Source organism: Formivibrio citricus (assembly GCF_900115065.1).
Taxonomy (GTDB): Bacteria; Pseudomonadota; Gammaproteobacteria; order Burkholderiales; family Chitinibacteraceae; genus Formivibrio; species Formivibrio citricus.
Map to the genome: position 1 here is coordinate 72474 of NZ_FOVE01000017.1, position 12235 is coordinate 84708.

Below are 12235 nucleotides of genomic sequence, written 5' to 3' on the forward strand. Positions count from 1 at the left end.
CTCGCGCAGCCCCCGAACATGACGCGCCCCATTCTTGCCACCATTCATTCTGCTGCCTTGTCGCACAACTACCGTCTGGCCAAAATCTGTGCGCCGCACAGCCTGGCTTTTGCCGTCATCAAGGCCAACGGCTACGGGCACGGTTTGTTGCCGGTGGCCCGGGCGCTGGCGTCTGCCGACGGTTTTGCGCTGCTGGAGATCGAACAGGCGGTGCGTCTGCGGGAAGAGGGTTTCGCGCAGCCTATCCTGCTGCTGGAAGGGGTGTTTTCGCCCGACGAACTGCCGGTTAGCGCCGATTTCGGCTTGCATGTCGCCGTGCACAGCCCGGAACAGGTTCAATGGCTGGAACAGGCGGCGCTATCCCGGCCGCTGACCGTTTGCCTCAAGCTCAACACCGGCATGAATCGCCTCGGTTTCGTCGTCGAAGAGGCGCGGGAATGGGCGCAGAGATTGCAGGCTTGCCCGAATGTGGCCGGTGTGGTGCTGATGGCGCATTTTGCCACCGCCGACGAGCCGGACAAGGGCATCGACTGGCAATACCGCCGTTTTTGCGATGCGGTGACAGGGTTGGAGTTGCCGGTCTGTCTGGCCAATTCCGCCGCCATCATCGATTACCCGGCCACGCATGGCGACTGGGTGCGCCCCGGCATCATGTTGTATGGCTCCTCGCCGTTTGCAGACCGTTCCGCCAGCGAGTTGGGCTTGCAGCCCGCAATGACACTGAGTTCGCGCATCATCGGCGAGCAACAACTCGCCGTTGGTGCCAGCGTGGGGTACGGCATGACTTTTTGCTCCGACAGGCCGATGCGCATCGGCACGGTGGCCTGCGGCTACGCCGATGGTTACCCGCGACATGCCCCGACCGGTACGCCGGTGGTGGTGTGCGGCCAGCGCACGCGGCTTCTGGGGCGCGTTTCGATGGACATGCTTGCCGTCGATCTGACCAACATTCCGACTGCTGCGGTGGGTAGCCCTGTCGAGCTTTGGGGTTCGCAGCTTCCCATCGACGAGGTGGCTGCTGCCGCCGGAACGATCAGCTACGAGCTGATGTGTGCCGTTGCGTCGCGCGTGCCGGTTGTGGTGGATTGATCTGTGCATAAGCCCTATTGATCGGGGCAGAAACGAGCCGCTTCCCGGCTCGAAAAAAAGACCCGTCTTCGGGTACAATACGCGTTTTCCTGTATTCCTATTCACTTTTGAACCCGCAGGTTGAATCATGGCTTTGATTGTCCAGAAATACGGCGGTACCTCGATGGGAACGCCCGAGCGGATCAAGAACGTTGCCCGCCGCGTTGCCAAGTTCAAGGCGCAGGGGCACGACATTGTGGTCGTGGTTTCCGCGATGTCCGGCGAAACCAACCGCCTGATCGCGCTCGCCAAAGAAATCCAGGCGAACCCGGATCCGCGCGAACTCGATGTGATCATCTCCACCGGGGAGCAGGTCACTATCGGCCTCCTGGCCATGGCGCTCAAGGACATCGGTCTCGATGCCGTGAGCTACACGGGCAGCCAGGTCAGGATCCTGACCGACAGCGCCTTCACCAAAGCCCGCATCCAGGAGATCGACGACGCCAACATGCGCGCCGACCTGGCCGCAGGCCGGGTTGTGATCGTGGCCGGCTTTCAGGGCGTGGACGGCGATGGCAACATCACCACGCTGGGTCGCGGCGGCTCGGATACCACCGGTGTGGCGCTCGCTGCAGCGCTCAAGGCCGACGAATGCCAGATCTATACCGACGTGGACGGCGTCTATACGACTGACCCGCGCGTCGTTCCGGAAGCCCGGAAACTCAAGACCATCACCTTCGAGGAAATGCTGGAAATGGCCAGCCTCGGCTCCAAGGTGCTTCAGATCCGTTCGGTCGAATTCGCCGGCAAATACAACGTCAAATTGCGCGTGCTCTCCAGCTTCCAGGAAGAAGGCGAGGGCACCCTCATCACTTTCGAGGAAGAAAGCAACATGGAAAAGCCCGTCATCTCCGGCATCGCCTTCAATCGTGACGAAGCTCGCATCAATGTCATGGGCGTTCCCGACAAGCCCGGCATCGCCTACCAGATTCTTGGCCCGGTTGCCGACGCCAATGTCGATGTCGACATGATCATCCAGAATGTCGGCCAGGATGGCTCGACCGACTTCTCGTTCACTGTGCCCAAGAACGACATGGCGCGCGCCATCAAGGTGCTGGAAGATGTCCAGGCGCATGTCGGTGCGCGTTCGATCACGGGCGACGACAAGATCTGCAAGGTCTCCATCGTCGGTGTTGGCATGCGCTCGCACGTCGGCGTGGCGGCGACCATGTTCCGCACGCTGGCCGAGGAAGGTATCAACATCCAGATGATCTCGACCTCCGAAATCAAGATTTCTGTTGTGGTCGAAGAAAAATACCTGGAACTTGCAGTGCGCGTGCTGCATAAAGCGTTTGGTTTGGAAATGGCCTAATTTGTTGGCCGGCTGGCTTGACTGGGCAGGGTGCTCCGCGTATTATGCCGCTTCCCTCGCGGAGACGTGGATGAGTGGCTGAAATCACTCCCCTGCTAAGGGAGCATAGGGGCCAAAACCTCTATCGAGGGTTCGAATCCCTCCGTCTCCGCCAGGAGTTTAAAAAGCAGTGCCAGCGCGCCCGTAGCTCAGTTGGATAGAGTATCTGGCTACGAACCAGAGGGTCAGGAGTTCGAATCTCTTCGGGCGCGCCAGTTTCTGCAATGTTGTTCGATGTCCCTATAGTTTAGCGGTTAGAACACTGCCCTTTCACGGCGGCGGCCGGGGTTCGATTCCCCGTGGGGACGCCAACATTTGGATGGTTGGCTCAAGAGCAACAGTCCGAAACGAAAATGGAATGGATAGGCGATAGCTTTTTTTGCGCCCCTCCACCATGGGTTCACAGCGAATTGGCTGGTCACCCAAAAACTCCCGCAGCACCTTTCTTGCCTGATCTCCCCCTTCTTTCAGAACGTTGCCCAGATCTTCCAGCGAAGCCTTGATGCTGATTTTCAAGTGCTCAATCTGCTTGGGGTCGATTTGCGTTTGATTTTCCAGTTCAGCCAGTTGTTGTTCCAAGGTTTCTTTACGCTCTTCGCGCGACTTGATTCGAGAAGCCAAACCCGCCGGCGCACCTTCCGCAGCCAACGCCCACAGATTCTCCATTTCGCGATCGATTTTTTTGAGCTCTTCACGCAAATTGTCGCGCACTTGTTGCTGCGGCGCGCTTTCCTGCTGTAAAAGCTCCCCGATTTCCCGCGTCAACGCCTCAATAGCAAAAGGTGACAGGAATTCCGTTTTCAGAATCCGCAGGATTTCCGTTTCGAACATCTCGGCAGGCTTGCGAACCGAGTTGCTGCATCGGGTCTGCCCGGATTTCTTGTAGCCCCCACACATATAAGACACGATCGAACAACGCGTACTTCCCCCGCCATAACTATTGCGAATGGCCACCATGCGGTGCTCACACACGCCGCATACCATCAGCCCTGACAGTAAATACTGCGAGTGACGCTGCCTGTCGATCAACCCCGCCGACTGACTGGAATAAGCCTCGGCCTCTGCTGCCAAACGTGTTTGTACAGCCGACCACAACTGCTCATCCACAATCCGCAGTTCTGGGCGCTGAATCTGCACCCAGTTAGCCTCGTCCTGCGCTTCACGAAGCTTGGCGCGGCCTTTCTTGTAAGTGTTTCGATGCTGGCCATAGATGATTGTTCCGGTGTAACGGGGGTTATGCAGCATCTCCCGAATGCCGCTGGCGGCCCAGACTATCCCGCGAGGCGCTGAAGGTGTTTTGCCTATGAAGTACCCTGGTGCTCGGATGTGGGCGTTGATGGGGTTGGATCGCCAACATCGTGGGGCTGGGCGCAAAGAGGTGGAGAGGGCTGGCTATGTGGATTGGCAAGATGATTATTTCGAGAACGTTTCGCTTGAGTTTGGCTTGGCGCGGTGTCAGACGCCGGATAAGAAGCGCAAACACTTGCCGACGCGTGAATATCGGGCGCAGCAGCTTGAAGCCGCACGGGTGGAGGCGCTCTGCCCAAGTGGTAGTACGCCAGCCGTCGAGGGTGTCGAGCAGCAGGTCGTGTCGAATGTAAGCCTTGAGCCCTCCATGACGGCAGTGGTGAAGCGTGAACAAGAGATGGCACTTGCGCCCGTTGATGTTACGAGCGAGCCAACGAAGGCGGACATGGCTGAGACCGAACCCAATGGTTTGGCTGAATACATCGAACAGAAAATGCAGGCGTGGTCCAAGTTGAAAAAATCTGATCCTGACGAGAGGCCAGGGTTTACTGGTTTTGAACGCCCGCCCGGAGGCTGAGTGCTATCTTGGCAGGCTAGTAAAAAATCAAAATCACTTGGCCGCCCACACCGCGGGCGATTCAACTGCCTGGCACAAAATTCAATGTGCATATGGCTCCACTTGTGCCTTGGCTATTTTGCTCCAAGCGTGTTTGCACAAAAAATCAGCGGATAGCCGACTTCTCGTAGAGGTGGATGAGTCTACGGTTGCGAGGTTAGGTCACGGGTCTTGTAACCGATTCGGGTAGACAGAAAATCTGACAGGATCTTGGCTATCAATTCAAAAGAGCCAGAATGAGCGGTGTGCTCAAGGCTGAGAGAGCTGTAGACAACACCAAGCCGCCCGCCATTGGTGCTTCCATTGTCTGAAATGTGCGCGCCATCAGGTAAACATTTACAGCCGTGGAAATCGATGCCAATAGAGTCACAACTTGAGTTTCCATTTTTGGCAATCCCAATAGGCAAGCAATGCCCAGCACGGCCAATGGATGGGCTACCAGCTTGAATAGGGCAATGACTATGGATTGGCGCAGATCCTTGCCTACTCCGTATTCGGCCAGCCCTAATCCAAGTGTAATCAGTGCCATTGGCCCTGCCGTCTGGCTAAGCATGCCTAGGGTGGCGGCAACTGCAGATGGCATTTTCAAACCCGACACCCCCAAAGCTGTTCCAAGAACAATGGCGACGATGATCGGGTTAATCAGAATGTTCGCAACTGTCTGTCCAAGCCCCTTGATGGAAAAGCTGCCATGGATCGACCACTCGATGGAGAGTGTGACCAAAGTCCATAATGTTAGGGAGTTGAATGCTAGCACCAGTACCACTGAGGGCAGGGCGGCATCGCCTAACATCAGCTTGGCGATTGGGACGCCTATCATTACGTTGTTTGAAAAAATTCCACCTAACCCAAAGATCGATTGGGCGGCTCCACTTAGCTTGAATACTTTCCAAGCCACCAACCGTGCCAAGCCAAATACGATGAAGCACCCGCCAAAATAGGCAATTAGCAAGCGAGAATCTACGGCGGGAAGCTTTGAAAAATCGCTCAAGAGATGGAACAGCATGGCCGGTATGGCCATGTTGAAGACGAAACGCGAAAGCGATTCGGACATGCTCTTGGGCCAGCGACAAAATCGCATGGCGGCATATCCCACGAAGATCAGGATAAAAAAAGGCGTGGAAAGAGTGACTTGCTGCAACAGGTTGGACATGACAGAAACGATGGCAATTATGTATCGGCCGGGCCTAGGCCGCCCCAAACTGGTGATTAAGGGGATTTGTCACCAGCGTTTACTCAAGGACGACGATCCAAAGCCTCGGTTATAAGCCGAGGGGGAAACATGTTTCTTCACCTGCATTTAGCATCAGGTGCGGAGCATTGCGCGAAATGGCGTTGCAGGTCCAAAGGTCAAAACAGGCAAGAATTAGCTTACTGTTGGTTTTACTTTGCAGGATATCCCACCGACTGTGCAAGAATGACCCGTTGATGTTTGTTCAGCTGTAAGGCTGTACTTATGGCGCTGCGGTCTATGGAGCCTCGCACGACACAGGCCAGATCAAAGGACGCGCAGAAGAGATAGACATTCTGGGCAATAAAGCCGGTATCCGTCCCGCTGTAGAGAGCCTGTCTATCGACGCCTGCATCAATCATCCGATCAAGGTTGGCGACATACACAAAGTTCACGGGTACTGTCGAAACGAATTCCTGCTCACCGGTCAGTTGACGGAGGTCTCCTGCCGCGACGGGAAGCAAAACATGGGTTTGGGCGTCATAGAGATAGGCCCCTTCGGCTATCACCACATAAACATCGATTTCGCGCCAGTCGCGCGCAGACGGCGCCGTCCGTTTTCCGGAAGCGAGGCGATTGACGCCGGTAGCTGCCCATAGCAGGTTTGACAGCAGCTGCCGCGATAGAGGCTCGCAGCTGAACTCACGTGCAGAGCCGCGGACCTTCAGCACTTGCATCAGGGGTTTCCCGCCTTCCGTTTCCGGAGCCGGTAACGTTATTGCAGTATCTAATGTGTGAGCCATGGTAATCACCGCCTTATCAACGCATTTTTGGTCAAAAAGCTAGAAGTTCAAAATTTTTGCTGGCCACACCTTCTACAGGGCAAGCAATGCAGCCCCCCGCCCTGCATCAAACGCATAGCCCGCTCGTTCTGGTGTTTGGTATGTCGTTGTTGACACGTTCAGTATCGCATTGTAGTGTTTTTATTGCGAATAATATTTCGCAATCCGATGTTTGGGGTGTTTGGAGCCTGTTTTCAACCTGTTGCGAGAGGCCATCAGTGCAGGGCTGAAATTCGCTTTCAAGGTGGTTTCTATTATCGGAAACGGGCCAACTACTTGGTCCAGTTACGCCTCACACCTCAGGATATGAAAATCTTTGCCAGTACGGGCAAAGCACAGGGAAGGGGAACTCATGTCATTCCGGCGTCTGATTCTGACTTTGACTCTACTGCTTATCTGTTCCCCGGGAATGACAGCGGAGCCGCCATTGATCTTGGCCACGCAAGAATATCCCCCCTACATCATCAATACCGATCAAGGTGCCCAAGGGCTTGCGGTTGATATCGTCAGGACCGCTTTTTCTCGTATTGGCCAACCGGTCAAGTTCGAGTTTTATCCGTTCGCGCGTGGACTGAACATGGTGCTGAACGGCGAAGCGGATGGTTTTTTTAGCATCAAGAAAACGCCAGAGCGGGAAAGTAGCCTGCTGTTTCCAAAAAAAGCGCTGATCAATCAAGATTATGTGTTTTTTGTGCGCAAGGATTCGAAGTGGCGCTTTAATGGCAGTCTTGACTCACTGGCCGATGCCCGGATTGGCGTAGTTCATGCCACTTCCTACGGAAACCGCTTCGATTCCGCCGTGCAGGCAGGCAGGTTCAAAAAGCTGGACCCGGCCAGCAACAACACAATGACTTTCCGTAAGCTGCTTGCAGGCCGGGTCGATGCCGTCATTTGTAGTCGCCTGGTCGGGCTTTACTATCTCAGAATGTTGAACGGGTTGAACGATGTGGAGGTAAGCGGCCCTCCCATCGAAACAACAGTCAGCTACATGGTTTTTAGTCGCCACAAAGACTATGCGTCGCTGTCCCGGCATTTTGACCAAGCCATGGAAAGCATGGAACGGGATGGTACGCTTGAAAAAATGTTTGCTACACACCAGTTGCCCCAAGCCCGCATCCCGCCCAAGCGCAGATAGTGCCCACATAGCTCTATCGCCGCGATACATACCCCCCGACCTAGCTGCCGGTCATCGGCTTGGTAATCGCACGAACCAAGAAATGATTCTGTCGGTGTTGACACGCCAATTGCCTCGCTGTAGTGTTTTTTTTCACGAAGAATTTTTCGCAATCCGAAACTGTGGTTGCCGCTTCCAGGAAAAACATCAAGCGTCCGTCAACCATGGCGAACAAGATCAAGTTGGCGAATCGAGGGAGAGAAAATTGAAAATCACAAGCCGTATCGCAGTGCTTGTTTCCGGTGCATCGCTCTCTTTTTTCGTCGCCTTGGCAATCAGCCTTTGGGGGCTGCACAGCTATCGTATGTCGATGGAGTTGGCAATTTCTAACGAAGTTGAATCGATTTTGCTGCTCAATAAAATTCAATCCGCATCATCGCGGAATGGACAACTCGTCCGGGATATGGCACTTGCCCCCTCGAACAAATCACTGCCTGAACATGTAAAGCAATCCGAAACTGTACTAACAGCACACGTTTCAAAGCTTCATGAGCAACTCAAAAATCGGAACAGCCTGAAAGAACAAGCGGCAGGAATACAGAAGGTCACCACGGAATACTCCCTGCTTAATCAGGAAATAGTCCGGCTCATCGATTCAGGCGCTGTCGATGATGCGAAAAAGCTTTTGCAACAGAAACATGCCTCAGCCGAGAGGGAGTTGGAGCAACAAGCACTGGCTCTAGCCAAGGCTCTGGATAGCCAGCTTTTTTTGCAGCGAAACGATGCAGACAAGCAGGCATCGGCAATGTCACAGATAGCGATCATTTGTGCGCTAGCCGCCTCCATTGGGGCCGCCATTTTCCTGGTTTTTCTGGTGCGCTCGATTTCGCGCGCTATGGCCGACATTCGGAATGGTGTGCAAGCCATTATCGAGGGGGGCGGTGACTTGAGATGCGAACTGAAAGTAAATGCCAACGATGAATTTGGCCAGCTGGCAAACACAATAAACATGCTGATCTGCTGGCTACGTGAGACGGTTACTTTTCTTTATCGGGATGGTGGTCACGTAGCCGTGAAGGTTTGTGAGATGGGCAAAGCAACCCGAACAACAGTTTCGACTGCGATGACGCAAAACGAAGCTGCTGCTGCCGTTGCATCGGCGGCAGAGGAGATGACCTCATCGTTAAGCAGTGTGGCTGATAACACGCACACCGCAGCCACAGTAGCGGCAACGGTAAATCTGGCCGCCAACACAGGCATGGCAGCAGTAGAAAAAGCGTGCGAATGCATGGTGCAGATCCGTGAAAGTGTCGAGGTGACAAAGGGTATGGTCAGTCGCCTGACTGATTCATCAATCAAGATCGGCGAAATCGCAAACATGATCAAGGATATTGCGGATCAGACCAATCTCTTGGCATTAAATGCCGCTATTGAGGCGGCACGGGCGGGCGAACATGGGCGAGGTTTTGCAGTTGTTGCCGATGAAGTAAAAAGCCTTTCATCTAAAACGGCGCTCTCGACACGCGAGATCAGCGGCATCATCAGGGTTATTCAACAGGAAAGCCAGCAGGCCTTGATGGCAATGCAAAACGAATATATGCGCGTGGTTGACGGTGTCAATACAGCACAAGGGGCCCGCAATGAGCTGTCACAAATCCTGAGCCTGGCAGATGAATCGAAGGAAATGATTGAACACATTGCGTCGGCAACAGAAGAGCAAAGCGCGGTCACGGCTGAAATAACAAGAAGGATTCATTGTATTTCCGATATGGCTAATAGTGTTAGCAGCCAAATGAAGGAAACCGATAATACACTTATGCAGCTCTCCGAAGTGGCTGAAAACATATTCTCTTCTATCGGGCGTTTCAGTGTGGGTACATACCACGACGAAAAGCGGGCACTTGTCATGAATTTCAGAGACAAGGTTATCGACGCAATAGAGCGGGCAATGGAAAGTGGCTCATTGTCAATGGAACAACTGTTTTCTCGTAACTACGTTGAAATACCAAATACCTTACCACAAAAATATACAACAGCCTTTGATTCTTTCTTCGATAGAGTAATAAATCCGATTCAAGAAGAGGTAATGGCAGCAAGTCCTGACATCTTGTCGTTGCTATGTATCGACGAAAAAGGGTATGTGCCAAGTCAGATATCTGCAAATAAGGCGCGGACCAAGTTGATCCTGAATGATCGTGTGACTCAAAGACATTGCCAGAACACTGGGCCATTCCTGCTGCAGACCTTTGAACGTCCGTCAACCGGTGAAATCATCATCGATCTATCTTGCCCAATCATCATTCGTGGCAAGCAGTGGGGATTTGTGCGGTGTGGTTACAAGCCGCGCGAGTAATTTATTTCAAATTTCAATGCCGGTGCGGCTTGCCTCCATTAGCGGACGCCCTTGGTCCATTTCAAACAAATATTAGAGGAGACTAAATAATGCAGTACATTTTTCCACCAGCTTCGCCAGTTGCTCTTCCTGTCTTTGGCGAAGATGCGACTTTCCCGGTGCGTCGTGTCTATTGCATCGCTGCAAATTATGCCTTGCATGCAGCGGAATTGGGCGGAGATGGGCGAGAGCCGCCCGCATTCTTCAGCAAGCCAACTGACGCGCTGGTTCCGGACGGGGGCGTCGTATCCTATCCTCCGCGGACTGAAAACCTGCAACATGAAGTCGAGTTGGTCGTGGCTATCGGTATGGGGGGCGCAAATATCCCGGTAGAGACGGCACTTGATCATGTATATGGTTATGCGGTGGGAATCGATTTAACGCGTCGCGATCTGCAAGCTCAAGCAAAAGCGAAGGGGCGGCCGTGGGAGATGAGTAAAGGATTTGATCATAGTGGCCCTATCAGTGCCATTGTTCCCGCCACGCGGACTGGTCATCCTGTCAAGGGCAGGATCTGGCTGGCAGTAAATGGAATTGTCAAACAGGACGGGGATCTGGATCAGATGACGTGGAATGTGGCTGAGGTGATAGCCAATCTTTCAAGCTTGGTGAAACTCTCCGCCGGGGATCTTATTTTTACGGGGACACCTTCAGGGGTTTCGACTGTGATCCGTGGTGATCTGCTTGAATGTGGCATAGACAAAGTCGGTCTCTTGAATGCCAAGCTGGTTTGATATTTCGATTGTGACTTTAGCAGCGTGTGATGCTCTTGCCATATCTTGCAGGGTCAGATAAGGATTTTGCGCATTGCTCTAATTGTCAATATTGACATCGATGGCCAATAGAAAAGAGCGCCTAAAGGCGCTCCTCCAATTTGTTTGCGTGACGTTGCGGCGCCTGTTATTCAGGCTGTCCTTTGTACATCTTTTTCACTGCAAAAACAAAAAGCGAAGTCAGGGGGACGAAGGAAGCTGCTACAATGAAATTCAAGCCGAACATGATGATCTCCTTTTAAATTTTAAATAAGTCTGTGGCGAAAGCGCTGGTCGCTGCCGTCGTGAACTTTCATGGATGTATTATATGTTTTGCTTGAAATATTGCTACGCAATAAGTAACGTAACAAACGTAACTTGACTACATGTTAGGCGTCCTTCCTTTATGGAATTTGCTGCATCTCTCGAAGGCAATGGCGTTTGGAGAATAATCAGGTTCTTCATGTAGGGGGCGGAGGGATTGTGACGATGGAAATGATCGAACTGAAAGAAGTAACAGCAACAATAAAAAATGACAAATTCGGGCCACATATCAGGCTGAATTTTAGTACCGGAGCAGAGGAAGATGACCAAGAGTATGGACTTGACCTTACTTTTGTCATGCTTGGGCGATTGCACATCGACTATGAAAATGAGTCTCTCGATAACGTCCATTGTGATAATGATTTTCTGGCGTGGCAGCTTGAATCGTTTACCGGGTACAAATATTATTTTTCGGAAGATTTTTGGGTTGGGAAAAACAGAGAAGGCATAAAATCAGCAATCAAGGGCTTGAAAGAAAAAGCTGGTTTGTGAGTACTGCTGAAGCAGAAATAATCGAAAGTTTTAGTAGTCGACTGAAAAACAAAACGCCGTCCCTTGCGGGAACGGCGTTTTGCCAGGTGCTTTGGGTAAAGCGGAATTACATCATGCCGCCCATGCCACCCATACCGCCCATACCGCCCATGCCGCCCATATCCGGAGCAGCATTTTCTTCCTTCGGCAGTTCGGCCACCATGGCATCGGTGGTCAGCATCAGGCCGGCTACGGAAGCAGCGTTCTGCAGTGCGGAACGGGTTACCTTGGTCGGGTCCAGCACGCCCATTTCCACCATGTCGCCATAGACGGAGGTCGAAGCGTTGTAGCCGAAGTTGCCCTTGCCTTCCAGCACCTTGTTCACGACCACGGACGGCTCGTCGCCGCAGTTTGCCACGATCTGGCGCAGCGGGGCTTCGATGGCCTTCAGCACGATCTTGATGCCGGCATCCTGATCGGCGTTGATGCCCTTCAGTTCGGTGATCGCGGAGCGGGCACGCAGCAGAGCCACACCGCCGCCGGCCACGATGCCTTCTTCCACTGCAGCGCGGGTGGCGTGCAGCGCGTCTTCAACGCGGGCCTTCTTTTCCTTCATTTCGACTTCGGTCGCAGCGCCAACCTTGATCACGGCCACACCGCCAGCCAGCTTGGCTACGCGCTCTTGCAGCTTTTCGCGGTCGTAGTCGCTGGTCGCGTCTTCGATCTGCTTGCGGATCAGGGCCACGCGGGTCTTGATGGCGTCTTCCTGGCCTGCGCCGTCGATGATGGTGGTGTTTTCCTTGGCCACTTCGATGCGCTTGGCTTG

General features: G+C 53.4%; 11 protein-coding genes and 3 tRNA genes. 10 read left to right on the forward strand and 4 right to left on the reverse strand.

Features of this window, described 5'->3' with window-relative positions; translation table 11 throughout:
• The first annotated feature begins 18 nt into the window (after positions 1 to 18).
• From alr to BMZ36_RS11410, 5 genes are all read left to right on the forward strand, one after another.
• On the forward strand, positions 19 to 1089 hold the full coding sequence (gene alr / locus BMZ36_RS11390; RefSeq protein WP_091196427.1) for an alanine racemase: 1071 nt from the start codon (positions 19 to 21) through the stop codon (positions 1087 to 1089).
• A gap of 127 nt (positions 1090 to 1216) precedes the next feature.
• Positions 1217 to 2440 carry an aspartate kinase gene (locus tag BMZ36_RS11395; protein ID WP_091196432.1) on the forward strand — a complete coding sequence of 408 codons (1224 nt, stop codon included), beginning with the start codon at positions 1217 to 1219 and terminating at the stop codon, positions 2438 to 2440.
• A gap of 60 nt (positions 2441 to 2500) precedes the next feature.
• A tRNA-Ser gene (locus BMZ36_RS11400) sits at positions 2501 to 2594 on the forward strand.
• Between the two features lie 23 nt (positions 2595 to 2617).
• A tRNA-Arg gene (locus BMZ36_RS11405) sits at positions 2618 to 2694 on the forward strand.
• Positions 2695 to 2715: 21 nt separating this feature from the next.
• A tRNA-Glu gene (locus BMZ36_RS11410) sits at positions 2716 to 2790 on the forward strand.
• On the opposite strand, the gene BMZ36_RS14880 is transcribed toward BMZ36_RS11410, so the two are convergent.
• Positions 2750 to 3853, reverse strand: a complete 1104-nt coding sequence (locus tag BMZ36_RS14880; RefSeq protein WP_373277418.1) for a recombinase family protein — start codon at positions 3851 to 3853, stop codon at positions 2750 to 2752. The genes BMZ36_RS11410 and BMZ36_RS14880 overlap by 41 nt on opposite strands.
• Here BMZ36_RS14880 and BMZ36_RS11425 point away from each other — a divergent pair.
• Positions 3783 to 4304: a hypothetical protein gene (locus BMZ36_RS11425; protein WP_143086043.1), complete on the forward strand. Its 522-nt coding sequence runs from the start codon at positions 3783 to 3785 to the stop codon at positions 4302 to 4304. The two genes, BMZ36_RS14880 and BMZ36_RS11425, sit on opposite strands and share 71 nt — an antisense overlap.
• A 256-nt stretch (positions 4305 to 4560) precedes the next feature.
• Here the strand turns inward: BMZ36_RS11425 and BMZ36_RS11430 are convergent, their stop codons facing one another.
• Positions 4561 to 5496 (reverse strand): AEC family transporter, encoded by a 936-nt coding sequence (locus BMZ36_RS11430; RefSeq protein ID WP_218142715.1) that lies wholly within the window; start codon positions 5494 to 5496, stop codon positions 4561 to 4563.
• A 230-nt stretch (positions 5497 to 5726) separates the two neighbouring features.
• Positions 5727 to 6251 carry a SagB/ThcOx family dehydrogenase gene (locus BMZ36_RS11435; RefSeq protein ID WP_218142716.1) on the reverse strand — a complete coding sequence of 175 codons (525 nt, stop codon included), beginning with the start codon at positions 6249 to 6251 and terminating at the stop codon, positions 5727 to 5729.
• A 532-nt stretch (positions 6252 to 6783) separates the two neighbouring features.
• Between BMZ36_RS11435 and BMZ36_RS11440 the strand changes: the two genes are divergently transcribed.
• From BMZ36_RS11440 to BMZ36_RS11455, 4 genes are all read left to right on the forward strand, one after another.
• A complete protein-coding gene (locus BMZ36_RS11440) occupies positions 6784 to 7491 on the forward strand; it encodes a substrate-binding periplasmic protein (RefSeq protein ID WP_177187867.1) in 708 nt (235 codons plus the stop codon).
• An 82-nt stretch (positions 7492 to 7573) separates the two neighbouring features.
• Entirely contained in the window at positions 7574 to 9823 is a 2250-nt protein-coding gene (locus tag BMZ36_RS14385; protein WP_177187868.1) for a methyl-accepting chemotaxis protein, read from the forward strand.
• Positions 9824 to 9912: 89 nt separating this feature from the next.
• A complete protein-coding gene (locus BMZ36_RS11450; RefSeq protein ID WP_091196449.1) occupies positions 9913 to 10596 on the forward strand; it encodes a fumarylacetoacetate hydrolase family protein in 684 nt (227 codons plus the stop codon).
• A gap of 507 nt (positions 10597 to 11103) precedes the next feature.
• Positions 11104 to 11430, forward strand: a complete 327-nt coding sequence (locus BMZ36_RS11455) for a hypothetical protein (RefSeq protein ID WP_091196452.1) — start codon at positions 11104 to 11106, stop codon at positions 11428 to 11430.
• 106 nt (positions 11431 to 11536) lie between these two features.
• Here BMZ36_RS11455 and BMZ36_RS11460 read toward each other — a convergent pair.
• Positions 11537 to 12235, reverse strand: a 699-nt coding sequence (locus tag BMZ36_RS11460) for a TCP-1/cpn60 chaperonin family protein (protein ID WP_281242249.1), incomplete at its 5' end; no start/stop codon positions are given.

Excerpts from the sequence above, each read along its gene's own strand:
- BMZ36_RS11435 (WP_218142716.1), bottom strand. The coding sequence starts at position 6,251 with ATGCAAGTGCTGAAGGTCCGCGGCTCTGCACGTGAGTTCAGCTGCGAG.
- BMZ36_RS11430 (WP_218142715.1), bottom strand. The coding sequence starts at position 5,496 with ATGTCCAACCTGTTGCAGCAAGTCACTCTTTCCACGCCTTTTTTTATC.
- BMZ36_RS14385 (WP_177187868.1), top strand. The coding sequence starts at position 7,574 with ATGATTCTGTCGGTGTTGACACGCCAATTGCCTCGCTGTAGTGTTTTT.
- BMZ36_RS11425 (WP_143086043.1), top strand. The coding sequence starts at position 3,783 with ATGAAGTACCCTGGTGCTCGGATGTGGGCGTTGATGGGGTTGGATCGC.
- BMZ36_RS11455 (WP_091196452.1), top strand. The coding sequence starts at position 11,104 with ATGGAAATGATCGAACTGAAAGAAGTAACAGCAACAATAAAAAATGAC.
- BMZ36_RS11395 (WP_091196432.1), top strand. The coding sequence starts at position 1,217 with ATGGCTTTGATTGTCCAGAAATACGGCGGTACCTCGATGGGAACGCCC.
- alr (WP_091196427.1), top strand. The coding sequence starts at position 19 with ATGACGCGCCCCATTCTTGCCACCATTCATTCTGCTGCCTTGTCGCAC.
- BMZ36_RS11450 (WP_091196449.1), top strand. The coding sequence starts at position 9,913 with ATGCAGTACATTTTTCCACCAGCTTCGCCAGTTGCTCTTCCTGTCTTT.